Annotated in this window: 27 protein-coding genes and 1 pseudogene; 21 read left to right on the forward strand and 7 right to left on the reverse strand. The window is 68.8% G+C overall.

Translation table 11 applies throughout. The annotated features are described in order from the left end of the window. The first annotated feature begins 20 nt into the window (after positions 1-20). From motB to YS110_11635, 8 genes are all read left to right on the forward strand, one after another. Positions 21-956, forward strand: a complete 936-nt coding sequence (motB, locus tag YS110_11600; protein UJB65344.1) for a flagellar motor protein MotB — start codon at positions 21-23, stop codon at positions 954-956. Between the two features lie 65 nt (positions 957-1,021). Then, positions 1,022-1,405, forward strand: a complete 384-nt coding sequence (gene cheY / locus YS110_11605; GenBank protein UJB65345.1) for a chemotaxis protein CheY — start codon at positions 1,022-1,024, stop codon at positions 1,403-1,405. Positions 1,406-1,409: 4 nt separating this feature from the next. After that, complete coding sequence (locus YS110_11610) at positions 1,410-2,051, forward strand: protein phosphatase CheZ (GenBank protein ID UJB65346.1); 642 nt, start codon at positions 1,410-1,412, stop codon at positions 2,049-2,051. Between the two features lie 113 nt (positions 2,052-2,164). Beyond that, on the forward strand, positions 2,165-3,340 hold the full coding sequence (locus YS110_11615; GenBank protein ID UJB65347.1) for an EscU/YscU/HrcU family type III secretion system export apparatus switch protein: 1,176 nt from the start codon (positions 2,165-2,167) through the stop codon (positions 3,338-3,340). Beyond that, positions 3,337-5,433, forward strand: a complete 2,097-nt coding sequence (gene flhA, locus YS110_11620; protein ID UJB65348.1) for a flagellar biosynthesis protein FlhA — start codon at positions 3,337-3,339, stop codon at positions 5,431-5,433. Before YS110_11615 ends, flhA begins: the two co-directional genes overlap by 4 nt. After that, entirely contained in the window at positions 5,430-7,058 is a 1,629-nt protein-coding gene (gene flhF, locus YS110_11625) for a flagellar biosynthesis protein FlhF (protein ID UJB65349.1), read from the forward strand. The genes flhA and flhF overlap by 4 nt, the downstream gene beginning before the upstream one ends. Further along, entirely contained in the window at positions 7,051-7,824 is a 774-nt protein-coding gene (locus YS110_11630; protein UJB65350.1) for a hypothetical protein, read from the forward strand. The genes flhF and YS110_11630 overlap by 8 nt, the downstream gene beginning before the upstream one ends. A 6-nt stretch (positions 7,825-7,830) precedes the next feature. Beyond that, positions 7,831-8,544 carry an RNA polymerase sigma factor FliA gene (locus YS110_11635; protein ID UJB65351.1) on the forward strand — a complete coding sequence of 238 codons (714 nt, stop codon included), beginning with the start codon at positions 7,831-7,833 and terminating at the stop codon, positions 8,542-8,544. 224 nt (positions 8,545-8,768) lie between these two features. On the opposite strand, the gene YS110_11640 is transcribed toward YS110_11635, so the two are convergent. The 3 genes from YS110_11640 to flgA all read right to left on the reverse strand — a co-directional run bounded on the left by YS110_11640 (position 8,769) and on the right by flgA (position 10,346). Further along, positions 8,769-9,116, reverse strand: coding sequence for a hypothetical protein (locus YS110_11640; protein UJB65352.1), 348 nt, complete (start codon positions 9,114-9,116; stop codon positions 8,769-8,771). Between the two features lie 67 nt (positions 9,117-9,183). After that, positions 9,184-9,498: a flagellar biosynthesis anti-sigma factor FlgM gene (gene flgM / locus YS110_11645; protein ID UJB65353.1), complete on the reverse strand. Its 315-nt coding sequence runs from the start codon at positions 9,496-9,498 to the stop codon at positions 9,184-9,186. 98 nt (positions 9,499-9,596) lie between these two features. Beyond that, complete coding sequence (flgA, locus tag YS110_11650) at positions 9,597-10,346, reverse strand: flagellar basal body P-ring formation protein FlgA (protein UJB65354.1); 750 nt, start codon at positions 10,344-10,346, stop codon at positions 9,597-9,599. Positions 10,347-10,524: 178 nt separating this feature from the next. Between flgA and flgB the strand changes: the two genes are divergently transcribed. The 12 genes and pseudogenes from flgB (at position 10,525) to YS110_11710 (ending at position 20,517) form a co-directional block, all read left to right on the forward strand. Beyond that, positions 10,525-10,950 carry a flagellar basal body rod protein FlgB gene (gene flgB / locus YS110_11655; protein UJB65355.1) on the forward strand — a complete coding sequence of 142 codons (426 nt, stop codon included), beginning with the start codon at positions 10,525-10,527 and terminating at the stop codon, positions 10,948-10,950. Positions 10,951-10,969: 19 nt separating this feature from the next. After that, positions 10,970-11,374 (forward strand): flagellar basal body rod protein FlgC, encoded by a 405-nt coding sequence (gene flgC, locus YS110_11660; GenBank protein UJB65356.1) that lies wholly within the window; start codon positions 10,970-10,972, stop codon positions 11,372-11,374. Positions 11,375-11,377: 3 nt separating this feature from the next. Further along, positions 11,378-12,046, forward strand: a complete 669-nt coding sequence (locus YS110_11665) for a flagellar hook assembly protein FlgD (GenBank protein UJB65357.1) — start codon at positions 11,378-11,380, stop codon at positions 12,044-12,046. Between the two features lie 31 nt (positions 12,047-12,077). Then, positions 12,078-13,325 (forward strand): flagellar hook protein FlgE, encoded by a 1,248-nt coding sequence (flgE, locus tag YS110_11670; protein UJB65358.1) that lies wholly within the window; start codon positions 12,078-12,080, stop codon positions 13,323-13,325. 25 nt (positions 13,326-13,350) lie between these two features. Then, positions 13,351-14,091, forward strand: a complete 741-nt coding sequence (flgF, locus tag YS110_11675) for a flagellar basal-body rod protein FlgF (protein UJB65359.1) — start codon at positions 13,351-13,353, stop codon at positions 14,089-14,091. A 20-nt stretch (positions 14,092-14,111) separates the two neighbouring features. Then, the gene (gene flgG, locus YS110_11680; protein UJB65360.1) at positions 14,112-14,894 is read left to right on the forward strand and encodes a flagellar basal-body rod protein FlgG; all 783 of its coding nucleotides are present in this window, start codon (positions 14,112-14,114) and stop codon (positions 14,892-14,894) included. A gap of 8 nt (positions 14,895-14,902) precedes the next feature. Further along, on the forward strand, positions 14,903-15,601 hold the full coding sequence (locus YS110_11685) for a flagellar basal body L-ring protein FlgH (protein ID UJB65361.1): 699 nt from the start codon (positions 14,903-14,905) through the stop codon (positions 15,599-15,601). A gap of 135 nt (positions 15,602-15,736) precedes the next feature. After that, the gene (pyrC, locus tag YS110_11690; protein UJB65362.1) at positions 15,737-16,780 is read left to right on the forward strand and encodes a dihydroorotase; all 1,044 of its coding nucleotides are present in this window, start codon (positions 15,737-15,739) and stop codon (positions 16,778-16,780) included. Further along, the gene (locus YS110_11695) at positions 16,780-18,126 is read left to right on the forward strand and encodes an NYN domain-containing protein (GenBank protein UJB65363.1); all 1,347 of its coding nucleotides are present in this window, start codon (positions 16,780-16,782) and stop codon (positions 18,124-18,126) included. Before pyrC ends, YS110_11695 begins: the two co-directional genes overlap by 1 nt. Before the next feature lie 3 nt (positions 18,127-18,129). Next, the gene (locus tag YS110_11700) at positions 18,130-18,906 is read left to right on the forward strand and encodes a DUF3025 domain-containing protein (protein UJB65364.1); all 777 of its coding nucleotides are present in this window, start codon (positions 18,130-18,132) and stop codon (positions 18,904-18,906) included. An 87-nt stretch (positions 18,907-18,993) separates the two neighbouring features. Continuing rightward, complete coding sequence (gene htpX, locus YS110_11705; protein ID UJB65365.1) at positions 18,994-19,872, forward strand: protease HtpX; 879 nt, start codon at positions 18,994-18,996, stop codon at positions 19,870-19,872. Between the two features lie 450 nt (positions 19,873-20,322). Next, positions 20,323-20,517: pseudogene (locus tag YS110_11710) on the forward strand (ligand-binding protein SH3). Between the two features lie 69 nt (positions 20,518-20,586). Here YS110_11710 and YS110_11715 read toward each other — a convergent pair. Beyond that, complete coding sequence (locus YS110_11715) at positions 20,587-22,293, reverse strand: FAD-dependent oxidoreductase (GenBank protein ID UJB65366.1); 1,707 nt, start codon at positions 22,291-22,293, stop codon at positions 20,587-20,589. Between the two features lie 69 nt (positions 22,294-22,362). Then, positions 22,363-22,830: a hypothetical protein gene (locus tag YS110_11720; protein UJB65367.1), complete on the reverse strand. Its 468-nt coding sequence runs from the start codon at positions 22,828-22,830 to the stop codon at positions 22,363-22,365. Between the two features lie 486 nt (positions 22,831-23,316). Here YS110_11720 and YS110_11725 point away from each other — a divergent pair, with 486 nt between their 5' ends. After that, positions 23,317-24,174 (forward strand): hypothetical protein, encoded by an 858-nt coding sequence (locus YS110_11725; protein ID UJB65368.1) that lies wholly within the window; start codon positions 23,317-23,319, stop codon positions 24,172-24,174. 24 nt (positions 24,175-24,198) lie between these two features. Here YS110_11725 and cysK read toward each other — a convergent pair whose 3' ends face one another. Beyond that, positions 24,199-25,116, reverse strand: a complete 918-nt coding sequence (cysK, locus tag YS110_11730; GenBank protein ID UJB65369.1) for a cysteine synthase A — start codon at positions 25,114-25,116, stop codon at positions 24,199-24,201. Between the two features lie 65 nt (positions 25,117-25,181). Beyond that, the gene (locus tag YS110_11735) at positions 25,182-26,294 is read right to left on the reverse strand and encodes an RNA 3'-terminal phosphate cyclase (GenBank protein UJB65370.1); all 1,113 of its coding nucleotides are present in this window, start codon (positions 26,292-26,294) and stop codon (positions 25,182-25,184) included. Positions 26,295-26,350 lie beyond the last annotated feature (56 nt).

The raw sequence follows: 26,350 nt of genomic DNA on the forward strand, positions 1-26,350 counted from the left end.
GCCCGCCACCACGCAACGCCATGGCAGAAAAGAAGCTCCAGCCCATCATCATCAAGCGCGTCAAGAAAACCGCGCATGCCGCGCATGGCGGGGCCTGGAAGATCGCCTACGCCGACTTCGTCACTGCGATGATGGCCTTCTTCCTGCTCATGTGGCTGCTGGGCTCCACGGCCAAGGGCGACCTGCAGGGCATCGCGGCCTACTTCGCCTCGCCGCTCAAGGTGGCGATGGCCGGCGGCGACGGCGCGGGCAACAGTTCCAGCGTGATCCCCGGCGGCGGCACGGATCTGTCCAAGGTGCACGGCCAGGTGCGCCGCTCCGACTCCCCGGACGACACCAACCGCCGCATGGACCTGAGTTCGCGCGCCGAACGCGCGCGCCAGGACGCGGCGCGCATCCGCGCGCTGCACGCCAAGATCGACGCGATGATCACGGAGAACGCCAAGCTCAACGAGTACCGCTCGCAGATCCGCATCGACGTGACGCCCGACGGCCTGCAGATCCAGATCGTCGACGACCAGAACCGTCCCATGTTCGACAGCGGCAGCGCCCTGGTGAAACCCTACATGCGCGACATCCTGGGCGCCATCGGTTCGGCCCTGGGCGGGGTGGAAAACCGCGTGAGCCTGGCCGGCCACACCGACGCCACGCCCTACGGCAACGGCGAGCGCGGCTACAGCAACTGGGAGCTTTCTGCCGACCGGGCCAATGCCTCGCGCCGCGAGCTGGTGGCCGCCGGCATGCCCGACGCCAAGCTGGCCCGCGTAGTGGGCCTGGCCGCCAGCGACCCGCTGGAGCCCACCAACCCGCGCGCGGCCATCAACCGGCGCATTACCATCACCATCCTGACCCGGGAGGCCGAGGAACGCCTGCTGGGCAAACAGCCCCGCGAAGTCCCGATTGAACAATTGCTTCCTGAAAAGCAGGACAATCCCTCACCGGGTAAGCAGCCGTAACCACTTGTCACAACGGCCGCGCCCATGAGACCATTGACCATAAATACCGACCGAAAGGGTCCCACGTGGCAGACCTTCGTTTCTTGATCGTTGACGACTTCTCGACCATGCGGCGCATCGTCCGCAACCTGCTGAAGGAAAGCGGCTTCGCCGATGCCGACGAGGCAGAGGATGGCGTCGCCGCCTTGCAGAAACTGCGCAATGGCAAATTTGATTTCGTGGTAACGGACATCAACATGCCGAACATGAATGGCTTCCAGCTGCTGGCCGAGATCAAGGGAGACGAGAAGCTCAAGCACCTTCCCGTGCTGATGGTCACGGCCGAGGCGCGCAAGGAAGACATCGTGGCGGCCGCGCAGGGCGGTGCCGCCGGCTACATCGTCAAGCCCTTCACCAAGGCCACGCTGGAGGAGAAGGTGACCTTGATCCTCAAGAAGATGGGGCTATGAAACCATGGACACCCCGGAAACACCGTCGAACAGCGCACCCGACGTACACCAGAAAATCGGCCTCCTGACGCGCCAGCTGCACGACGCGCTCAACCAGTTGGGTTACGCCGACAAGCTGCGCGGCAGCGCGGGGGAGCTGCCAGATGCGCAGAACCGCCTGTCCTACATCGCCCGCCTGACGGGCGAGGCGGCGGAAAAGGTGCTGGGGCGCGTGGAACAGGCCAAGACCCAGCACGAGTACATCGCGGCCGAGACCAAGCGCGTGCTCGATGCGCTGGTGAAAGATCCCGTCGCCACCGTGGCCAAGGGCGAGATCTACAACCATCTGGTGGACATGGAACGCGTGACCAAGGAGGCCGACGAGCACCTTACCGAGATCATGATGGCGCAGGATTTCCACGATCTGACCGGCCAGGTGATCGCGCGCGTGGTGACCCTTGCCTCGACGATCGAGCAGCAGCTGGTGCAGCTGCTGGTGCAGACCGCGCCCGCCAGCGCCCTGCCGGCGGCCGCTCCGGCACCGGCGGCGCCTGCAGTGCAAGAGCGCCCGCACCTGCCCGGCCCCGTGGTGGACCCCGAAAATACCCCGGATGTGGTCACCGACCAGTCACAAGTGGACGATCTGCTCGCCAGTCTGGGTTTTTAACCGCGCGCCAAGCCGCCTGCCAAGGCCGAATAGCACCCCTTCGGGGGCGCTATTCGGCCTTTAGTTTTGGCACTGCCTCACGACAATGGCACGACCCTTAGTGTCGTGCCCCCATGGACTCCAGCCAAGACAAGAACCTACCAGCCACCGGACGCAAGCTGCAAAAAGCCCGCGATGACGGCCAGGCTGCACGTTCGCGCGACCTCTCGCATCTGGCCATCCTGGGCGTCGGTGCCGCCGCCATGGCGGTGCTGGCCCGCCCCCTGGTCGATCACCTGCAATTCGCGTTGGGGCAACAGCTGCGCTTCAACGCCGAGACGGTGCAGGGCCCGCATTTCATGCTCCTTCGCCTGCAGGACATGGTGCTGACGGGCCTGGGCGCCAGCCTGCTTTTCGCGCTGCTGACCTGCTTCGCCACGGTGGCCAGCGCCATCGCCGCAGGCGGCTGGATCTACAGCTTCAAGCCCATCGCCCCCCAATTCAACCGGCTCAACCCCCTCCAGGGCTTTGCCAACCTGTTTTCCAAGCAGCAACTGGTCAACGTGGCCAAGATGCTGTTCATGACGACGGTGCTCACCTTCGTCGCCTGGAAGTATTTCAGCAACGGCATCGAGCAGGTGGTGATCGTGGCGCTGCAGCCCTCCAAGCTGGCCATCAGCCACGTGGCCCACTGGCTCATGATGGGCATGGCTCTGCTGCTGCTGGTCGTTTTCCTGGTGGCCCTGATCGATGTGCCGCTGCAGGCCATCCTGTTCAAGTCGCGCCTGAAGATGTCGCACGAGGAAGTCAAGAACGAGCACAAGGAAGCGGAAGGCAACCCGCAGATCAAGGGCAAGATCCGCCAGAAGCAGCGCGAGATCGCCGACCGCGCCAGCGTGAACGCCGTCCCCAAGGCCGACTTCGTGGTCATGAACCCGACCCACTACGCCGTGGCGCTGCGCTACGACGACCAGACCATGAACGCGCCGCAGGTGATTTCCAAGGGGACCGACCTGGTCGCCTTCAAGATCCGCGACCTGGCCAACAGCCACCAGATCCCCGTGCTGCAGTCCCCGATGCTGGCGCGTGCGCTGTACGCACACGCCGAGCTGGACCAGCCCATCCCCGCGCAGCTGTATGCCGCCGTGGCCCAGGTGCTGGCCTACGTGTACCGCCTCAAGGCCGCCCTGCGCGGCGAAGGGCGCATGCCCGAGGCCCTGGCGGAGCCCTTCGTTCCGCCCGAACTGGACCCGCACCACTCCGCCGCCCGTACCCAGGCACCCCGGACGCCTGAAGGAAGCGCCGCATGAACACCTCTCTGACCGCATTGCGCCAGTGGACCAGCAGCAACGGTGCCATGGTCCAGGGCCTGTCCGCCCCGCTGCTCGTGGTGGCCATCCTGGCACTCATGGTGCTGCCCATCCCGGCCTGGCTGCTCGATACCTTCTTCACCCTCAACATCGCCGTGGCGCTGATGGTGATGATGGTGGCCGCGTACATGATCCGGCCGCTGGATTTCGCCGCCTTCCCCTCGGTGCTGCTGCTGACTACGCTGATGCGCCTGTCGCTCAACGTCGCCTCCACCCGCGTGGTGCTGCTGGAAGGCCACACCGGCCCGGGCGCGGCCGGCGCGGTGATCGAGGCCTTCGGCCACTTCCTGATCGGCGGCAACTTCGCGGTCGGCCTGATCGTGTTCGCCATCCTCGTGGTCATCAACTTCGTCGTGGTGACCAAGGGCGCCGAGCGTATCGCCGAAGTGTCGGCGCGCTTCACCCTGGACGCCATGCCCGGCAAGCAGATGGCGGTGGACGCCGACCTCAACGCCGGCCTCATCAACGAGGACGAAGCCAAGCGCCGCCGCGCCGAGGTGCAGGAAGAAGCCGCCTTCTTCGGCTCCATGGACGGCGCCAGCAAGTTCGTGCGCGGCGACGCCGTTGCCGGCATCCTGATCCTGCTCATCAACATCGTCGGCGGCTTCGCCATCGGCATGGCGCAGCACGGCCTGTCAGCCAGCGAAGCCGCCAACAGCTACATCCTGCTGGCGGTCGGCGACGCGCTGGTGGCGCAGATCCCCGGCCTGCTGATCTCCGTGGCTGCCGCCATGGTGATCTCGCGCGTGGGCAAGGAGCAGGACATGGGCGGCCAGATCGTGCGCCAGCTCTTCATGTCGCCGCGCGTGCTGGGCGTCACGGCCGGCATCCTGGTCCTGCTGGGCCTGATCCCCGGCATGCCGCACGTGGTGTTTCTCGCCATGGGCAGCCTGTTCGGCTACGGCGCCTGGCTGCTGGTACAGCGTGAGAAGCAGGCCGCAGCCACGGCCGCAGCCGCGACCGAAGCCCCTCCCGCCCCGGCGAGCGACGGCGAAGCCAGCTGGGACGATCTGCAGCCCATCGACCTGCTGGGCCTGGAGCTGGGCTACCGCCTGATCGCGCTGGTGGACAAGAGCCGCCAAGGCGACCTGCTCACGCGCATCAAGGGCGTGCGGCGCAAGTTCGCGCAGGAGGTGGGCTTCCTGCCGCCCGCCGTGCACGTGCGCGACAACCTCGAACTCAAGCCCAGCGCGTACCGCATCACGCTGCGCGGCGTGGTCGTGGGCGAGGGCGAGGCCTTCCCCGGCATGTTCCTGGCCATCAACCCCGGCGGCATCAGCACGCCGCTGATCGGCACGCCCACCACCGACCCGGCGTTCGGCCTGCCCGCGCACTGGATCGACGGCGCGCAGCGCGAAGCGGCGCAAATGGCCGGTTTCACGGTCGTTGATTCCGAGACCGTGATGGCCACCCATTTGTCACACTTGATGCAAGTGCACGCCGCCAAGCTCCTGTCGCGCACCGAGACGCAGCAACTCGTGGAGCACGTGGCAAGGCTGGCACCCAAGCTCATCGAAGAGGTGGTACCGAAGATGGTCTCGATCACGACCTTCCAGAAGGTGCTGCAGCTTCTGCTGGAGGAATCCGTGCATATCCGCGACATCCGCACCATCATCGAAACACTGGCCGAGCACGCCACCGCCACGCAGGATCCGGTGGAGCTGGCGCGCCGCGTGCGCATCGCGCTGTCGCCCGCCATCGTCCAGCAGATCTACGGGCCCACGCGCGAACTCAGCGTGATCGCCATCGAGCCCGGCTTGGAGCGCCTGCTGGTGCAAGCCCTGGGCAATGCCGCCAACGGCCCCTCGCTCGACCCTGGCGTGGCCGACATGCTCACGCAAAAAGCTGCCGAAGTCGCCCTGCACCAGGAGGAAATGGGCATGCCCGCCTGCCTGCTCGTGCCCGACGCCATCCGGGGCGCCATTTCCCGCCTGGTGCGCCGCGTCGCGCCCCGGCTGCAGGTACTCGCGCACAGCGAGATCCCTGAAACCCACACCATCCGCATCGGCCCGATTCTCAAAGGTGCAGCATGAACATCAAACGCTTCCACGCCGCCACCTCGCGTGAGGCCCTGGCCAAGGCCCGCATGGCCTTCGGCGACGGCACCTTGATCCTGTCCAACCGCGCCACCGCCAACGGCGTGGAGGTCGTGGCCACCGCCGAGGACACGCTGCACGCGCTCGACCAGGACAGCGCCCCCTCCGCACGGCCCGCGCTGCAGTCCATGCAGCCCAGCGAAGAACCGCGCCGCGCCGCGCCCGCGCCGAGCGCGCGGCCCGCCCCCGCGCCCACCCCTGCGCCCGCGCGCCGCAGCGTCGAGGCCGACACCGAACAGCTGGCCATGAGCACCCTGTCGTTCCAGGACTACGTACGCGAACGCATGCTGCGCCGCCGCCACGAGGCCATGCACGGCGCCCCCCCGGCCGCGAAGGCCGAGCCCGCCATGCCGGAACGCCTGCCCACCTTCGCCGAGCGCGCGCGCGACTCCCAGCCCGAACACACGCGCGGCTTCACGCCCGAGCCGCAGCCGCGTGCGCGCGAGTTCGCGCCCGAGCGCCCGAGCGCGCGCGAGCCCGAATTCATCGCCCGCGAGCCCCAGCGAGCCCCAGCGCCCGTGCATGAACCGCGCCCCGCGCCCGCCGCGCCGGTGGTGGCGCGCCACAATCCGCTGCGCAGCATTCCGATGGACCTGCCCGAGGAGCCGCGCCGCCGCGCCGAGCCCGCCATCAGCCAGCAAGGGCTGATGAACGAGCTGCAGGCCATGAAGGAGCTGATCGAGGACCGCTTCAACACCCTGTCCTGGCTGGGCCAGGCGCGGCAGGACCCGATCCAGTCGAACCTGATGCTCAAGCTGATCCGCGCGGGCTACTCCCCGGCGCTGTCGCGCGCCATCCTGGAGCGCCTGCCTGAAGACCTTTCCGCCGCCGACGCCGTGCGCTGGCTCATGGAAGTGCTGGAGCGCAACCTCAAGACCGACGCACGCATGGAGCCGCTGTACGAGGAAGGCGGCATCTTCGCCCTGGTCGGCGCCACGGGCGTGGGCAAGACCACCACCACGGCCAAGCTCGCCGCGATGTGCGCGCGCCAGTACGGCCCGGGCAGCGTCGGCCTGATCACGCTCGACACCTACCGCGTGGGCGCGCACGAGCAGTTGCGCAGCTTCGGTCGCATGCTCGGCGTGGTGGCCCACCTGGCGCACGACCGCGCCGCGCTGCAGGACCTGCTGGGCCTGCTGGTGGGCAAGAAGATGGTGCTGATCGACACCACCGGCGTGGCCCCGCGCGACCCGCGCAAGCGCGAGATGGAAGAAGTGCTCGACCTGCCCGGCGTGCAGCGCCTGCTGGTGCTGAACGCCGGCTGCCACGGCGATACGCTGGACGACGTGCTCGACGCCTTCAAGACCAGCGGCGCGCCGCAGCAAGCCATCCTCTCGAAAATCGACGAGGCCGTGAAGCTTGGCCCCGCCATGGACGCGCTGATCCGCCACCAGACGCTGCTGCGCGGCGTGACCAACGGCCAGCGCGTGCCCGAAGACTGGGAAGCCGCCAACGCGCACCAGCTCATCCAGCAGTCCATGCGCGCGCCGGCCAAGTCGGCGTTCGACCCCAAGGCCATGGAACTGAACTTCTTCTTCTCGCCCGGGCCGCAGCATGCTTGAACGCGGCATGCACCAGGGCATGGGCCTGCTGCACCGCGCCCCGGCCGAGGCACTGCGCTTCGCCGCCGTCGGCAGCGCGCCGGATGCGCTCGGCCTGCAGGTGCTGTGGCAGCTGTGCGAACAGTTGCAGCGCCTGGGCTACCCGACCATCGTGCTCGATGGCTGCGCCGTGGAAAGCCCGCACGCCCCCGGCCTGGAACAACTGCTGGAGCAGGACGGCTGGAGCGCCCCCCCCAGCCCCCTGCACGGCGACAGCGCCTGCGTAGCCGTGCTGCCCGCTGCCCGCGGCCTGTTGCGCCTGCCGGACGCCGCACCCCTAGCGCCGCTGCACCCCTTGTTCCGCGCCTACGCACTGGTGCTGCTGCACGCCCCCGTGCACCAGCTGGCGCAGCTGCTGCCGCACGCCAGCGTGCCGCTGATCCTGACCGCGCCCGGCACCACGGGCACACAGCAGGCCTACCGCCACATCAAGCAGCTGGCGGTGCAGGCCGGCCTGGGCAGCCAGGTGTGCGCCCTGGTGCGCGGCGACGGCCCGGCGCAGCAGCGCCAGGCGCGCACGCAGATCGCCACGCTGCAGCGCTGCGCGGCCGACTACCTCGGCTTGGCGCAGCAGGGGCTGGTGGTGGACGCGGATAATCCCCAGGATCTGCAGCGCATGGCCTTGCAACTGCTGGAGAACGCGGGCACCATCGACGAAACGGTGGCCATGCCGCCGCTGTATGCCAGTCTTGCACCGGCCACCGCACCCTTCGTCCGGAGCCACTGACTCGTGATGTACACCGCCAAAGGCCAGCTCGACCGCGATGCCCTGCTGCGCCAGCATGTACCGCTGGTGCGGCGCATTGCGCACCACATGATCGCCAAGCTGCCGCCCAACGTGGAGCTCGACGATCTGATCCAGGTCGGCATGATCGGCCTGGCCGAGGCGCTGTCGCGCTACGAGGCGGCGCAGGGCGTGCAGTTCGAAACCTTCGCCACCCAGCGCATCCGCGGCGCCATGCTCGACGAGCTGCGCGACAGCGACTGGATGAGCCGCAGCTCGCGCAAGAGCCAGAAGGACATCGAGCAGGCGCTGCACCGCGTCGAGCAGCGGCTCGGGCGCAGCCCGCTGGAATCCGAGATCGCCGCCGAGCTGGGCATGAGCCTGGAGGACTACCAGAGCCTGCTGGGCAAGGTGCGCGGCACCCAGCTTGTCTACCTCGAAGACATGCACCATGACGATGGCGACGAGGGCTTTCTCGACCGCCACGTGGCCGACGCAGGCGCCGACCCGCTGGCTATGCTGCGCGACCAGCGCCTGCGCGACGCGCTGGTGCGTGCCATCCAGGCCCTGCCCGAGCGCGAGCAGCACATCATGGGCATGTACTACGAGCACGACATGAACCTGAAAGAGATCGCCGCCGTGCTCGGCGTGACCGAATCGCGCGTGTGCCAGCTGCACAGCCAGGCCGTCGCCCGCCTGCGCACCAAGATGCGGGCGCATTGAGAGAACACCCCCCTGAGCCGCTGCGCGGCTTCCCCCCGCTCTCGCCACGCTGCGCGTGGCGGGCAGGGGGACGACGCCAGCGCGGCGGGGCGGCCCTTGCGCGGCGTCTGCTGGCCCAAGGCTGCGCCAGTTGCATAGACTGCGCTCCGAACTAAGCCGAATACAAGGGAAAATCGCTCTAGCGCTTATGTAGCAAGCGCTGGAAGCTATGTTTTTGGGAGCAATCAGCCGGCTGCGCGGTAGATGCGCGCGGCGCTGCCCTTGGGGCTGCCGTAGGTGGAAGGCTCGACCGGGGGCAGTACGGTGGCGGCCTGGCGGTCGGCCAGCGCGGCCACGCGCGCCAACTGGTCGCGCACCAGGGCCAGGCGCGTGCCCAGGGCCTGGATGCGCTGCACGCTCGCGGCGTCGATGGCCTGCGTGCCCTGGCGCTGGACCAGCTGTGCCAGCGCGGCGGCGGCGTCACGCAGCAAGCCGCTGCACTGCTCCAGCTTCACGGGGTCGGCCGCCAGCAGGGCGTCGGAAGCGGCCTGTACTTTTTCTTCGGCACCGGCGAGGATGGCTTGCAAGGTCATCGCGGTGCCTGCTCAGGAGAGGGAGAGGAGAAGGGGGAAAGAACCGGGGAGGAGAAAGCGGGCGCTCTCAGTTGTGCACGCGCGCGAACACTTCCTGGGCGTTGGCCAGCATCTTGTCGGCAATGGCTTCGGCATTGACCTTGAACGTGCCGTTCTGGATGGCCTCGCGCATGGCCTTGACCTTGTTGGCGTCGAAGTCGCCCTGGGTGCGGCTGGCGGAGTCGAGGCTGCGCGTCGCGTTCGAGAACGTGACCGGCGCACCGCTGCTCGTTGCCACGGTGCTTTGGGCAACGGCTTGCGCCGCAGGCGCGGCGGCCTTGGCCTGCTGCTTGGCAGGCTGCGACAGCGCATTGGCGATTTCCGGGTGCTGACCTATCTTCATGGTTCTCTCCATCGCCTCCAGTGGACAGGAGGCTGCGTGTCCATGTTTTCGGCGGCTCGTTCCCAGACTTTAGGTTTTTCTGGAACTTTTTTTGCCGTTCACAGCGCCACTTCCACGGCGCCATCCTCGGACACGGTGCCGCTGATGATACGGCCGTTGTCCATGCGCACGCGCACCGCCTGGCCCGCGGCCCCGGAGCTCAGCGCCTGCCCTGCGGACGTGATGACATAGCCCGCGCCCTGCGCCACCACACGCACCTGGGCGCCAGCGCGGAACAGCTCGGGCGGACGCACCATCGACTGGCGCAGCGCCTGGCCCGCCAGCAGCTGGCGCGATGCCACCTGCCCGACCCAGGACTCCTGGTTCGCCAGGACCGCGGCGCTTTCAGCCGCCCAGTCCACCTCGTCCTGCACGGCGTCGGCGGCCGTCAGCACCTTGCCGGAGGGCACGTTGCCCGCCAGCACCCAGGCGGGGCCCCAGGCCTTGATGGTCACGGGCAGGAAGACGTTCCACTGCACCTGGCCTTCGACGCAGCGCAGCCCCAGGCGCGTGCGCCCCCACAGGCGCGACCCGGCGGGCAGGTAGGGTTCGACGCGCGCGCACGGCGCCAGGCGCAGGCGCGGATCGAGCGAGCCCACCGCCACTTCCATGCGCAGCGCCGATCCGCCCGCCTGCGCGCGCTGCAGCGCGTCGTCGAGCCAGCGCTGCGTCATCGGGCCGATGCCGGCCAGCGCATCGCCCGGCATGGGCGCCGGTACTTGTGCGAAGGCGCCCAGGGCCACACCCAGCGCCATGCCGGGCAGCGCGCGGCGCAGCCAGGTCCAAGGTGAAGAAAGAGTGGAAGTCATGAGCGCCTCCTGCAGCGCAGGGCCAATTCAACGCATGCACTGTAGGCCCGGCTGCCCGGCGGCCATGCCGGGAATTGCGCACCCAAACCCGGCTTCTTCGGGCTTTAGAAAACAGGGCGCATTTCCATAATCGCTGCACGACCCGAAGCCCCCCGGCATTTCCCCACCAGAGGCCCCCATGCTCGACAAGATGACGCAACGGCTGGATTTCCACGGCAACGCGCTGATGCTGCGCGCCGAGCGCCAGCGCGTCATCGCCAGCAACATCGCCAACGCCGACACCCCGGGCTACGTGGCGCGCGACTTCCAGTTCGCCGACGCCCTGCGCGCCGCCACGGATGGCGGCGCCGCGCTGGTGCAGCAGAAGCTGGGCACCGACGGCACCAGCCACGCGGGGCACATTCCGCTGCCCGCGGCGCGTACCGGCGAACAGCCCGGCGCCCTGGGCTACGCGGTGCAGACGCAGCCCAGCCTGGACAAGAACACCGTGGACATGGACCGCGAGCGCGCCAACTTCGTGGACAACGCCGTGCGCTACGAGGCCACGCTGCGCTTCATCAACGGCAACGCCAAGACCATGCTCAGCGCCATCCAGGGCCAGTAAGAGAAAGCGAGCCTTCGCCATGTCGATGTTTTCCATCTTCAACGTCTCCGGCAGCGCCATCAGCGCCCAGTCGCAACGCCTGAACGTGGTGGCCAGCAACCTGGCCAACGTGGATGCCGTGGCCGGCCCCGACGGCCAGGCCTACAAGGCACGCCAGGTGGTGTTCCAGACCACGCCCATGGGCTCGGACGCCGCCGCCGGGGTGCGCGTGCGCAGCATCGAGGAAAGCCAGGTGCCGGGGCGGCGCGTGTTCGACCCCAGCCACCCTTCGGCCGACGGCGAGGGCTACGTCAACCATTCCAACGTGAACGCGGTGGAGGAGATGGTCAACATGATCTCGGCCTCGCGCTCCTACCAGAACAACGTCGAGGTCATGAACACGGCCAAGACGCTGCTGCTCAAAACCCTGCAGATGGGGCAATAAGCCATGTTCATCACCCCCATCGACACCAGCGCGCTCGACGCGGGCGCCGCCACCACGGCCACCAAGGGCAACTCGACGACGGATCCGAACGCGGCGCAGGACCGCTTCCTGAAGCTGCTCGTGGCGCAGCTCAACAACCAGGATCCGATGAACCCGATGGACAACGCCCAGATGACCTCGCAGATGGCGCAGATCAACACGGTGACGGGCATCCAGCAGCTCAACCTGACCATGCAGAGCATGACCGAGCAGTTCGCTGCCATGCAGACGCTGCAGGGCACGATGATGATCGGCCGCTCCGTGCTGGCCGAAGGCAACAAGCTGGCCGTGGACGAAAAGGGCAGCGGCAAGGGCTATTTCGTGCTGGGCAACACGGCCACCTCGACCAAGATCGAGGTCCTCAGCCCCAGCGGCCAGGTGGTGGACACGGTGGACCTGGGCGCGCAGGAAAAAGGCCGCCACGACTTCACCTGGGACACGAGCAAGTACACCGCCGGCGACCCGAGCACGCTGCGCTTTCGCGTGGTGGCCGCGAACAAGGACGGCGCGGTGGACAGCTCCACGCTCATGCAGTCGAAGGTAGTGGGCACGGGCTGGGACAACGGCTCGCTCACGCTGACGCTGGAAAACGGCGACACCATCCCCTACAGCCTGTTCCGCAACATCGTCTGAGCGCGGCACACCCTCTTTCAAGGAGCAAACCATGGGTTTTCAACAAGGTCTCTCGGGCCTGAACGCCGCCAGCAAGAACCTGGACGTGATCGGCCACAACATCGCCAACTCCGGCACGGTGGGCTTCAAGGCGTCGCGCACCGAGTTCGACGAAATGGTGGCCTCGGCCATCGGCTCGGCCAACGGCACCAACGGCGGCATCGGCGTGAGCGTGGGCGCCATCGCACAGCAGTTCACGCAGGGCAACATCTCCGTGACCGGCAACAACCTGGACGTGGCCATCAACGGCAACGGCTTCTTCCAGATCCAGCAGAACGACGGCACCATGGCCTACACGCGCGCCGGCAATTTCAAGCTCGACAAGGCCGGCAACGTCATCACCAACGCCGGCGGCAAGGTGATGGGCTACCCGGTCGACCCGGCCACGGGCAAGCCCACCGCCGGCTCGCCGCGGCCGCTGGTGTTCCCCACCGGCGCGCCGATCCCGGCCAAGCAGACCGAGAAGGCCAAGGTCACGTTCAACCTGGACGCGCGCGCCGTCGAGGCCGCCACCGCCACGCCGCCCACGCCGCGCGCCACCTACGGCACCTCGATCACCGTCTACGACAGCCAGGGCGTGCCCAACACCGTGAGCCTGTACTTCGAGAAAACGGCCAACCCCAACGAGTGGAGCGTGTACAACCAGCTGGACGACCCGACCGCGACGCCGCCCGTGGTGGCCACGCCGGTCGGCACCATCACCTTCGACGGCAACGGCAAGATCACCAGCGGCTCCACCCTGACGCTGAACATCGCCACGGCGCCGGCCAACCCCAACAGCCCGACGCCAGGCCCCACTTTCCCGGTGGAGTTCGACTTCAGCGACTCGACCCAGTACGGCACCAAGTGGGCCGTTTCCGAGTCCACGCAGGACGGCTACACCGCCGGCCAGCTCACCGGCATCAACATCGGCACCGACGGCACCATCCTGACGCGCTACTCGAACGGCGTGACGCGCCCCGAAGGCGTGGTGTCGCTGGCCACGTTCCGCAACACGCAGGGCCTGTCGGACATCGGCAACAACCTCTGGGTGGAAACCTTCGAGTCGGGCCAGCCCACCGTCGGCCAGCCGACCAACGGCGCCTTCGGCCAGCTGCGCTCCGGCGCGCTGGAAGACTCGAACGTGGACCTGACGGCCGAGCTGGTGAACATGATGACCGCGCAGCGCGCCTACCAGGCCAACGCGCAGACCATCAAGACCCAGGACCAGATCATGTCCACCCTGGTGAACCTGCGCTGACGCGCGCTGAACCCGAGGCCACGCCATGGACCGCATCATCTACACCTCCATGACCGGCGCCAGCGCCGCCGCGCACCGGCAGGCGGTGCTGTCCAACAACCTGGCCAACGTCTCCACCAACGGCTTCCGCGCCGAGATGTCCACCTTCCGCTCCGTGCCCATGCAGGGCGACGGCGCGACCACCCGGGTGTTCGCGCTGGAGGCCACGTCGGGCCATGTGCAGACCCCCGGCCCGGTGCAGCGCACGGGCCGCAACCTGGACGCCATGGCCACGGGCAACGCCTGGTTCGCCGTGCAGGGCCTGGACGGCACCGAGGCCTACACGCGCGCGGGCTCGCTCCAGGTCACGCAGGCGGGCCAGCTGGTGACCAGCACCGGGCTGCCCGTGCTGTCCGACGGCGGCGCGCCCATCGACGTGCCGCCCGGCGCCGAGATCACGCTCGGCGCCGACGGCACCATCACCGCCCAGACGGCGGGCCAGCCCCCGGCGCCGGTGGGCCGCATCAAGCTGGCCACGCCGGGCCTGGACGACCCGCTGCAGCGCGGCGACGACGGGCTGTTCCGCGCCGCCTCGGGCAATCCGCTGGCGCAGGACCCGAACGCCACGCTGCTGTCCGGCGCGCTGGAGGGCTCGAACGTCAACGCCGTCGAGTCCATGGTCGGCATGATCGCCGCCGCGCGCCAGTTCGAGCAGCAGATGCGCCTGCTGCAAACCGCCGAATCCAGCGACAAGAGCGCCGCCCAGCTGCTCAGCATCAACGGCTGACGCGGCCGAAGGAGAACACCATGATCAATTCCCTGTGGATCGCCAAGACCGGCATGACCGCCCAGCAGACCCAGCTGGACGTGATCTCGCACAACCTCGCCAACGTCTCGACCAACGGCTTCAAGCGCAACAACGCCGTGTTCGAGGACCTGATCTACCAGAACCTGCGCCAGGTCGGCTCGCAGACCACCGAGCAGAACCAACTGCCCACCGGCCTGCACCTGGGCCTGGGCGTGCGCACGGTGGCCACCAGCCGCACCTTCACCCAGGGCAGCCTGCAGCAGTCGAACAACAGCCTGGACGTGGCCATCAACGGCAACGGTTTCTTCGAGGTCAACCTGCCCGACGGCACCATCGGCTACACGCGCGACGGCTCGTTCCAGGTCGATGCGCAGGGGCGCCTGGTCACCTCCAGCGGCCTGCCGGTGGCCAACGGCATCACCATCCCGGCCAACGCCACCAAGGTCAGCATCAGCGCCGACGGCGTGGTGTCGGCCACCGTGCCCGGCAACGCCCAGCCGCAGCAGGTGGGCAACCTGGCCATGTCCACCTTCATCAACGCCGCCGGGCTGGAGCCCGTGGGGCAGAACATGTACAAGGAATCGGCCGCCTCCGGCCAGCCGCAGCAGGGCACGCCGGGCACCAACGGCCTGGGCTACATCAAGCAGGGTTTCCTGGAGGCATCGAACGTCAACGTGGTGGAGGAGCTGGTCAGCATGATCCAGACCCAGCGCGCCTACGAGATGAACTCCAAGGCCATCTCGACCAGCGACCAGATGCTGGCCAAGCTCTCCCAGCTGTGAGGTTCGCCATGAGCACCGCCCTGCGCCTCGCCCTGCCCGCCCTGGTGGCGGCCCTGGCGGCCCTCGCCACCGGCTGCGCCAGCATGAACCCGCCGCCGCCCGTGGACGTGCTGCCCACCGCGCCGCCGCCGCTGTCCGCCATGCCGCAGCAGCACACGGCCGCCCCGCCCACGGGCAGCCTGTTCCACGCGGCGCGCTACCGCCCCGCGCTCGAAGACCCGCGCGCACGCCTGGTGGGCGACGTGGTCACCATCCGCATCAGCGAGCAGACCTCGGCCACGCAGAACTCGACCTCCAACGTCAGCCGCAACCCCAAGGTCAGCGGCAGCATCACCGCCCTGCCCTTCGTCGGCGGCAACCTGGCCGACAAGACGGCCATCGGCGCCGAATACTCCAACGCCTTCGAGGGCGGCGGCAAGACGCAAAGCACCAACACCTTCACCAGCAACATCACCGCCATCGTCAGCGAGGTGCTGCCCAACGGCCACCTGGTCATCGCTGGCGAGAAGCAGGTCGGCGTGAACCGCAGCGTGGACGTGCTGCGCTTTTCCGGCACCATCGACCCGCGCCGCATCGCCCCCGGCAACATCATCGACTCGCAGTACGTGGCCAACGTGCGCGTGGTCTCGCGCGGCCTGGGCGAGCAGGCCGAGGCCCAGGCCATGGGCTGGCTCGGGCGCTTCTTCAACAGCGTCACGCCGTTCTGACCCGCTCCTTTCTTGATAGCTGGCAGCGCTTGCTGCACAAGGATTTCAGCAACAAAAGCACCTGAAAACCTTGTACGACAAGCGCTAGCCGCTATCAAAAATGATTCCCCGTGGCCAATGGGACAATGCGCCCCCATGACCGCCACCCTCGACACCCTCACGATCACCCGCCCCGACGACTGGCACCTGCACGTGCGCGACGGCGCGCCCCTGGCCACCGTGGTGCCGCACACGGCCGCGCAGTTCGGCCGCGCCATCATCATGCCCAACCTGCGCCCGCCCGTGACCACGGCCGCGCAGGCGCTCGACTACAAGCAGCGCATCCTCGCCGCCGTGCCTGCGGGCGTGGCGTTCGAGCCGCTGATGACGCTGTACCTCACCGACAACCTGGCGCCCGCGGAAATCGCCCGGGCCCGGGACGCGGGCGTGGTCGCGGCCAAGCTCTACCCCGCCGGCGCCACCACCAACAGCGACGCGGGCGTGACCGACCTGCGCAAGATCCACAAGACGCTCGAAGCCATGCAGCAGGCCGGCATGCTGCTGCTGGTGCACGGCGAGGTGACCAGCCCCGACATCGACCTGTTCGACCGCGAGGCCGTGTTCATCGAGCAGCAGCTCATCCCGCTGCGCCGCGACTTCCCCGGCCTCAAGATCGTCTTCGAGCACATCACCACCCGCGAAGCCGCGCAGTACGTGGCCGAGGCCGGCCCCTGCACCGCCGCCACCATCACCGCGCACCACCTGCTGTACAACCGCAACGCCCTCTTCACCGGCGGCATCCGCCCGCACTGGTACTGCCTGCCGGTGCTCAAGCGCGAGGTGCACCGCCAGGCGCTGGTGCAGGCCGCCACCAGCGGCAGCGCGAAATTCTTCCTCGGCACCGACAGCGCGCCGCACCCCGCGCACCTCAAGGAACACGCCACGGGCTGCGCCGGCTGCTACACCGCGCACGCCGCCATGGAGCTGTACGCCGAGGCCTTCGACAACGCCGGCGCGCTCGACAAGCTCGAAGCCTTCGCCAGCTTCCACGGCCCGGCCTTCTACGGCCTGCCGCGCAACCAGGGCACCATCACCCTGCGCCGCGAAAGCTGGACGCCGCCCGAGCGCTTCGCCTTCGGCGAGGCCGAGCTCAAGCCCCTGCGCGCGGGCGAAGCGCTGCCGTGGCGCCTGGTGGACTGATGCCCGCTGCGCTCCCCTCGGCACCAAACACGGCCCGCAATATGGCCGTGTTCATTGACGCAGACAACTTGTGCGACCCAACGGCACTCGATCATGTCCTGACTGATCTGCGCCAGCGTGCCGAGCGGGTGCTATACAAGCGCGCCTACGGACGGGCAGAGAGCCTGAAAGCCATCGAATCCGTACTCTGGCGCCATGGCGTGCGCCCCGTCGCCAACATGATCGTTAACAAGGTGACAACCGACAGTGCCCTTGTCATCGATGCGGTTGAAGCGGTGTGCACCAACACGATTGATGCCGTTGCCATTTGCTCTGGCGACGCAGACTTCGTTCCGCTGGCCACCTGGTTGCGCGAAAAGGGCTGCCAAGTATGGTGTTTCAGCTTGGCCGACCGGATTTTTGCGAATCCAGAGAGCTTCTACGATGACGTGGTGCTGATGGAGCTAGTGGATTTGCCCCCGCCAAGTTCAACGGCTGCGCCAGCCACGCCCCCTGCGGTTCCTCCTGCCAATCCAACGCTGACAGATGCAGTGCAGCAGGTTTTGACAGCCTTTCCTGCCTTGCGCGACGGGCAGCCACAGCACCTGAACCACGTGGTAGCAGCTTTACGTCAACAGGGTGTCCTGGGCAAATCGGACAAAACGGTTGCATGGTTTCGCCAGCATGCAAAAGCATTCCGCCTATCGCCCGATGTGGCCCCGAACCAGATTTGCTATGCCCCTCCGTCGAAGACTGCGCCGCCGATGACCGGCGCTTCTGCTGCCTTGTGCCAGAACACACAGGTGATGGCTCTTTTGCGGCAAGCCGTGCAGGCCACCCAGGACGCTCAGGGCTGGGCCCTCGTTAGCGCCATGCGCACGCACCTGGGAGACAAGACAGTCTTCGATACCCGCGCCCATGGCTTCGCCACGCTGACCAAACTGCTCGCAGCCACAGGAGCATTCGAGCTTCGCGGCACGGGGACACCCCAGGTTGCAGTGCGCGTGACCGCTGCAGCTCTGCCTGTGCCTGCTTCTGTGACTGCGCCAGTTGTGATTACATGGCCTTGTATATCCGGCAGGCGCGTAGCCCCGCCCCTGCCTGCGCCGTTACATGCGCTGCGCGCCGCCTTGCTACAACTTGCCACGCAACGTGTGCAGCGCGAAGACGTATTCAAGGCTGTGCCTGAATTGGTTTTTGGCGCTCCCTGTGCTCTCCATTCAGTGGCGGGACGCCTGCGCGAGCATGGGCTGCTCGGGCCATCGCAATCAGCCCTGCGCATTCTGGAACGCTATCCGCAGTCGTTTGAGGTCAACCTTCGCCACTATCCACAGAGCGTGCGCCATATCAGCTCCGTCGCAGCCTGAAACATGCCTGCCTCTATCCCTAGCATCGACTGGCAGCCCCCCTGGCTCCAAGGCCTGCCGCGCGTGTCCATGTCACCGGATCTGGCACGGGTGCACCAGGCGCTGAACGCCGCCGGCCCGTGCCCGGTGCGCTTCGTGCCGCAAGACGCCCTGCCCCCGGGCATGGCCTACGAGCAGTTCATCCACGCCACCGGCCAGGTGCCCACGCGCGACAACCTGCACGACTTCTTCAACGGCCTCGTCTGGCTGCGCTTCCCGCAGGCCAAGCGGCGCCTGAACCAGCTGCACGCCCAGGCCATCGCGGCGCAGGGCGTGGGCGCCACGCGCGGGCCGCTGCGCGATGCGGCCACGCTGCTCGACGAAAACGGCGCCCTGCTGCTGGCGCCCGAGGCGCTGTGGCAGGCGCTGCGCGCGCGCCAATGGCGCCGGCTGTTCGTGGAGCTGCGCCCGCTGTGGCGCCAGGCGCGGCTGGCGGTGTTCGGCCACGCGCTGCTGGAGCAGCTGGTTCACCCGCGAAAACCGCTCACAGCCCATGTGTACCAAGCGCGAACAGCTCCCGATTCGGTAGCAGACCTGGACGCCTGGCTGGCCGCCGACCTCGACGCCGCACACCTGGCGGCCAAGCCCTTCACGCCGCTGCCGGTGCTGGGCGTGCCCGGCTGGTGGCCGGAGAACGAGAACTTTTCCTTCTATGATGACTCCCTCGTTTTCCGCAGCGCCCGGCCGAACCCCAAGAACCACACAACAGGCCCCGTCCCCGCTGCCCGCCGCGGCGCTTGAAGCGCGGCGCTCCCGCCCCCATCTGATCCATCCAGTGCCCGCTGCCCGCGCGGCGGCTCTTTTGCATTCCCTTGCGGAGTCCCTTCGATGAAACGTATTGCTCTGTTCGTACTCACCAACCTCGCCGTGGTCGTGGTGCTGGGTATCGTCGCCAACCTGCTGGGCGTGAACCGCTACCTCACGGCCAACGGCCTGAACCTGGGCGCGCTGCTCGGCTTCGCCCTGGTGATGGGCTTCGGCGGCGCCATCATCTCGCTGCTCATCAGCAAGCCCATGGCCAAGTGGAGCGCGGGCGTGCAGATCATCGACGGCTCGGGCTCGCCCGACGAGCGCTGGATCGTCGAGACCGTACGCGGCTTCGCGCAGAAGGCCGGCATCGGCATGCCCGAGGTCGGCATCTTCCAGGGCGACCCCAACGCCTTCGCCACCGGGGCGTTCAAGAACTCGGCGCTGGTCGCCGTCTCCACCGGCCTGCTGCAGAACATGACGCGCGAGGAGGTCGAGGCCGTGATCGGCCACGAGGTGGCGCACATCGCCAACGGCGACATGGTCACCATGACGCTGATCCAGGGCGTGATGAACACCTTCGTGGTGTTCCTGTCGCGCGTCATCGGCTACGCGGTGGACAGCTTCCTGCGCAAGAACGACGAAAACAGCTCCGGCCCCGGCATCGGCTACATGGTCACCACCATCGTGCTCGACATCGTGCTGGGCTTCCTGGCCGCCATCATCGTGGCCTGGTTCTCGCGCCAGCGCGAGTTCCGCGCCGACGCCGGCGCCGCCCAGCTCATGGGCCGCCGCCAGCCCATGATCAACGCCCTGGCGCGCCTGGGCGGGGTGCACGCGGGCGAGCTGCCCAAGAGCATGGCCGCCATGGGCATCGCCGGCGGCATCGGCCAGCTGTTCTCCACCCACCCGCCGATAGAACAACGCATCGCGGCTCTGCAGAACGCGCAGCAGGGCTGACATCGCACCATGGACACGCCGCCAGCGGGCCACGCACCCCTGGCGGCTTTTTCTTGCCCGGGGGGCCTGGCCTCCGCTTTACCCCGGCTTTACGCCGCGCGGTCAACAGCCCTGGCGGTGGCGCGTTGAACAGACAGGCCAACGCCATACAAGGAGTGCTCCATGCCCGCCATCGCCTCTGTGCCCGCCCGCCTCGGCCGCCACCTGCTGGGTGCCGGACTGCTGGGCGGCGCCTTGCTGCTGGCCGGCTGCGCCGTGGGGCCCATGGTTCCGGTCTATCCGGGCGACGCGGCCATGGTGGCGCAGCCGTACACCACGTATGAAACCTACGGCACCTATGGCACGTACGCGCCCTACGGTTACAGCTATAGCGTGCAGCCGGTCTACCCGGCGGTGGTTCCGCCTCCCGTGGTCTGGATCGGTGGCACCTGGCGCAGCCGCCCGGACTACCGCCGCCCGCCCGGCCCGCCGCCGCATTGGGGCGGCCGTCCCGGCCCCGGCCCCGGCCCCGGCCCTGGTCCCGGCCCGGGCTGGCACAGGCCCCCACAGGGTGGACCTGGCCCGGGGCGCGGGCCCGGCCATGCCGGGCCGCCGCCTCCGGGCGACAGGCCATCGCTACCCGGCAGCCGGGGCGGCGGGCGTTGAACGGCCGCTCTCCATTTGATAGCTGCCAGCGCTTGACCAGCAAGGGCCAGAGGCCCTTTTGGCTCGAAATTACAGCAGGCTGCGCGCCACGGCCTCGCCGACCTTGATGCCATCGACACCGGCCGAGAGAATGCCGCCCGCGTAGCCCGCGCCCTCGCCCGCGGGGAACAGCCCGCGCGTGTTGGGGCTTTGCAGGCTGTCGTCGCGGTCGATGCGCAGGGGGGCCGAGGTGCGCGTCTCCACGCCGGTCAGCACCGCGTCGGGCATGTCATAGCCCCGGATCTTGCGGCCGAAGGCGGGCAGGGCCTCGCGCATGGCCTCGATGGCGTAGCCCGGCAGCGCGGGCGCCAGGTCGCCCAGGGCCACGCCCGGCTTGTAGGAAGGCTGCACCGTGCCGAACTGGCGCGAGGCCCGGCCCGCCAGGAAATCCCCCACCAGTTGGCCCGGCGCGCTGTAGTCGCTGCCGCCCAGCACGTAGGCGTTGGATTCCAATTGGCGCTGCAGCACGATGCCGGCCAGCGGGTGGAACGCGCCCGGGGGCAGCGCCTCCACACCGTGGGTGGCGCCCAGGGCGGCCTCGAAGGCAGCCGGGTCGTGCGGGTAGTCCTCCGGGCCGATGCCCACGACCATGCCGGCGTTGGCGTTGCGCTCGGCGCGCGAATACTGGCTCATGCCGTTGGTGACCACACGGCCCGGCTCGCTGGTGGCGGCCACCACCGTCCCGCCCGGGCACATGCAGAAGCTGTAGACCGAGCGGCCGTTGGCGGCATGGTGCACGAGCTTGTAGTCGGCCGCGCCCAGCAGCGGATGGCCCGCGTGGCGGCCCCAGCGCGCACGGTCGATCACGCCTTGCGGGTGCTCGATGCGAAAGCCCACCGAGAAGGGCTTGGCCTGCATCTGCACGCCGCGCGCGTGCAGCATGGCGAAGGCATCGCGGGCGCTGTGCCCCACGGCCAGCACCACCTGCGCGGCGGCGAGTTCGTAGCCCTGGCCCGTGGCCAGGTCCTGCACCTGCAGGCCGCGCACCTGGCGGCCTGCCGGGCCATCGGCCAGCAGCAGGTCGGTCACGCGCTGCTCGAAGCGCACCTCGCCGCCCAGCGCGATGATCTGCGCGCGCAGGTTCTCCACCATCTTCACCAGGCGGAAGGTGCCGATGTGCGGGTGCGCCTCGTACAGGATCTCGGGCGGCGCGCCGGCATCGACGAACTCCTGCAGCACCTTGCGGCCCAGGTGGCGCGGGTCCTTGATCTGGCTGTAGAGCTTGCCGTCGGAGAACGTGCCGGCCCCGCCTTCGCCGAACTGCACGTTGCTCTCCGGGTGGAGCTGGCGCTTGCGCCACAGGCCCCAGGTGTCCCGGGTGCGCTCGCGCACCGGCTTGCCGCGCTCCAGCACGATGGGCCGGAAACCCATCTGCGCCAGCACCAGCGCCGCAAAGATGCCGCAGGGGCCGAAGCCCACCACCACGGGGCGCTGCGCCAGCGTGGCCGGCGCCCGGCCCACCGGCCGCCAGGCCATGTCGGGCGTGGGCTGGATGTGGACATTGCCCGCATGCCGCGCCAGCAGGGCGGCCTCCTGGGCCGGGTCGGCCAGGGTGGCATCGACGATGTACACCGCCAGCAGCTCGGCCTTGCGCGCATCGAAGCTGCGCTTGAATACGTGGATGTGCGCGATGGCCTCGGGCGCAATGCCCAGGGCCTGTGCCGCCGCGGCGTGCAGCGCGGCATCGGGCGATTGCGCTGCGGCGAGCGGCAGCTTGATTTCGGAGAGGCGGATCATGGCTTGCGGGCCCGTGTCGATCGGGCGGTCGGCAAAAAAGGGAGCGTGATGATAAGGCCGCGGCGCCCGCTAGCCACGCACCACCAGCTGCAGCCCTTCCAGGTCCAGCCCGGCCTGCCGGGCCGCCGCCAGCAGGCGTGCGTGCAGCACCGCATCCACCACCACGGCGCACTCGCCGGTGCCGGCCCGCTCGAAGCGCACCAGCGCCGACGCCGCGCCACCGCCGCGCACGAAATACAGCGCCGTTTTGCCGCGCGCGACCGCCATGGAGAACAGCAGGCCATGCTCGCAGAGCTCGCGCATGATGCGGAAGACGCTGCTGAAGGAGACGCGGATGCCGCGCTGGAGCACCGACTGGAACGCATCATGGGCCGTCACCCCATCCGTCCCCGCAGCCACGACCGCCTGGTGCACGCCAACGCGCGCCATGGTCGGGCGAAGGCCCGCGGCGCGCAGGCGTTCGAGGGTGCTGGCCTGTGCGGCGAAGGGGTCGTCGGACACGGGTGTGGGCGCGGCCCAGCAAGGCATGGGTGCCATGGCAGATGGATCGGTGCGTGGCGGATAGATCAACGCAAAAATAGTACCACCAAGTACTACTTCTCCAGAATTTTTGAGGATGCTTTACGCTGCATGAAAGCGCTTTTCCATGCAATCTCCGCGGAAAAAATCGTTCCTCTTGCAACCCGAAAAGTAGTTGTTTGAATGACTACTCCGCGCAGCCGCCGGGCGCACACAGGCGCATGGCCCCCCGCTTGAGTGCGGAAACGGCGGGCGGCTACCATCGGCGCCTGATCCTCTCGCCCGCCATGCAACGTCCCGCCTTCGTCCACGCCACCCTGGCCGCGCACCGCCCGCGGGGCCGGTGCGCGGTACGCTGGCTGCACAAGCCGATTGCACATTCCTCGGCCCGGCGATCCCCCTCCCTCTGATTCGCGCAGTTTCATGCATCGCCGGGCCCCACATCCGGCGCGGTGGTGGCCGCCTGCCTGCCCGGCAGCGGCCTGGCATGGAAAGGTGCAGGCAATGGAATTCACCAAGCGTTTCTTGCGGGCCAAGAGCCCTTGTGCGGATGGTTTCCGCTGGTTCTCGCGCAACGTGCAGGACGGTGCCGGCTACCAGCAGGCGCTGGACACCCTGGTGGCCGCCGGGCGCGTCGACGACGCCTGCTGGCTGCTCGACCAGTTCGGCCCCACCAACGAGGTGCTGACGCTCGACGCGCTCGATGCCGAGGCCCTGGTGTTCGCCGGCACGCTGGTGGTGCGCGGCGCCATCGCGGCCGACCGGCTGCGCGTGGGCCGCTCGCTGCGCGCCGGCGCAGGCCTGCGCATCGACGGCGCGCTGGGTGTGGGCGAAGACCTGCGCGTGGACGGCGCCCTGGCCTGCCGTGGCGCGCTGCAGGTGGGGGGCGACGTGCGCTGTGCCTGGGGCATCGAGGTGCATGGCGCCTTCGAGGGCGGCGGCGATGCGCGCGCCGCCTGGGACCTGCTGTGCCACGGCCCGTTGACCCTGGCGGGCCACGCCCTGGTGGGGCAGGACCTGCTGGTGCAGGCCGACACGGCCTGCGGCAAGGGCCTGCGCGTGGGCGGCCAGATCGACTGCACGGGCAACCTGCGCGCCGGGCACGGCATCATCGCCGGGGGCGCCATCGCCGCCACGGGCCACATCGAGGCCGGCTGGGGCATCCGCGCGGCGCAGGACATCGCGGCCCAGGGCGCCATCAAGGCCGGCGAGAGCCTGGTGGCCGAGGGCCTGATCCGCGCAGGCGCAGGCTACGGCATCTACGCGGGGCTGAACGTGCAGCGCGACGCCTGGGAGGCCAGCGCCCAGGTGCGCGCGCGCCAGCGCCCCGCCGAGCTGCTCAGCGGCTGCTGGGTGGCGTAGCCCCTCAGCCGGAAGCAGAAGCGATCAGACGGGCAGGAAGCCCTCGACCGAAAGGTAGCGCTCGCCCGTGTCGTAGGCAAAACCCAGCACCTTGGCGCCAGCAGGCAGTTCGGGCAGCTTCTGGGCAATAGCGGCCAGCGTGGCGCCCGAGGAAATGCCCACCAGCAGCCCTTCTTCGCGTGCCGCGCGGCGCGCGTATTCGCGCGCGGGCTCGGCATCGACCTGGATCACGCCGTCAAGCAGGCTGGTGTCCAGGTTCTTGGGCACGAAGCCCGCGCCAATGCCCTGGATCGGGTGCGGCGCAGGCTGCCCGCCCGAGATCACGGGCGAGGCCGACGGCTCGACGGCGAACACCTTGAGCTGCGGAAACTTCGCCTTCAGCACCTTGGCCACGCCGCTCAGGTGGCCGCCCGTGCCCACGCCGGTAATGACGGCATCCAGGCCTTCGGGAAAGTCCGCCAGGATTTCCTGCGCCGTGGTGCGCTCGTGCACCGCGACGTTGGCCGGGTTCTCGAACTGCTGCGGAATCCAGGCGCCAGGCGTCTGCGCGGCCAGTTCCTCGGCGCGGGCGATGGCCCCCTTCATGCCCTTCTCCTTGGGCGTCAGGTCGAACGTGGCACCGTAGGCCAGCATCAGGCGGCGGCGCTCGATGCTCATGCTCTCGGGCATCACCAGGATGAGCTTGTAGCCCTTGACGGCGGCCACGAGGGCCAGGCCCACGCCGGTGTTGCCACTGGTCGGCTCAATGATGGTGCCGCCCGGCTGGAGCGCACCGGACTTCTCGGCGTCCTCCACCATCGACAGCGCGATGCGGTCCTTGATCGAGCCGCCGGGGTTGCTGCGCTCGGATTTGATCCACACGTTGGCGCCTGCGCCGAACAGGCGGTTGATGCGGACATGCGGCGTGTTGCCGATGGTTTGCAGGATGTTGTCGGCTTTCATGGCGGCTCCTTACAAAAGAGGGTTCAACGTGGGTGCATTCTGACCCACTTGTTCTGCGCACTTGGCTATTTGGATATACCGCCGGGCGGCTGAAGCGCGGGCGGTGTGCAAGGGCGCACCAGCACCTGCATGGCACGCTCCACGGGCGATATCTCCACGCGCACCGGCAGGCACCGTGCAATGGTCTGCGCATTCGTCTCCGCATGGGGCGTGACCGCGCTGCAGGTGTAGCGCGCGGCCTGCCCGCTGCGCCACACCGCCAGGGCCAGCGGCAGCATCCACTGGTCGGCCAGGTGCGGGCCCAGGGCCCCCTGGCTGCGCCAGTAGGCGCGCACGTCGTCGCAGAGGCGGCGCGCCACCTGCTCGGACGACAGGCTGCGCTCGCCCAGCTGGCAGAACACCTCGGTCACGTGGGCGTGCGCCAGGATGGCCAGCAGGGCATTGCCCGGGCCTTCGTTCTGCCGCGCCACGGGCTGGCGCAGCTGGCCGGCCTCGAACGTCCAGCCCATGCGCTGGCCCAGCGCCTGCAGCTCGCGCGCGGCCACGCCTTTGGCGATACCCGGCGCCAGCACCTCGCCCCAGGCGCTCGCCAGCGGGCCGCGCTCCAGCAGGTCGAACGGCGCCAGCGGCTGCGCTGCAGGCGTGATGCGCGCCACCACCTCCCCGCCCCCGGCGGGAAAGAAGCCGCGGCGCTGCAACTGCAGGTCCAGCCCCGCGCCCAGGCGCCGCACCAGCGGTGCGAAGGCACGGTCGAGAAAGTCGAACGGCGGTGCCATGGGGTTGTGGGTGCCGCCGGCCAACTGCACTTCGCTCGCGCCATCGGCCAGCAGCAGCGCCGGCAGCACGGTCTGCAGCACCAGCATGCAGCTGCCGGCCGTGGCGACCTGGAAGCGGTAGCGGCCCGCCCGCACCAAGCCCGGCGTGAACTGCAGCGCCTGCGCGCCCAGCGCCGCGCCTTCGGCCCGGCCATGGCACACCGCCTCGGCGGCCTGCACGCAGGCCAGATGCTGGCGCATCAGCCCCGGCTTGGGCCGCCCGGCACGAATGCGCGTGATGTGCAGCGGCTGCCCGGTGGCCAGCGAAAGGGCCAGGCCCGTGCGCAGGATCTGGCCGCCGCCTTCACCGGCGGCGCCATCAAGGGTGATGGGCGGCTGTTCTCCTGGTTCTTTGTTATGCATAAAAAGTGCCTCCAGCGCTTGTCCATGAAGCGCTGACAGCTATCAAAATGGTAGTT

This window comes from Acidovorax sp. YS12 (assembly GCA_021496925.1).
GTDB lineage: Bacteria > Pseudomonadota > Gammaproteobacteria > Burkholderiales > Burkholderiaceae_C > Paenacidovorax.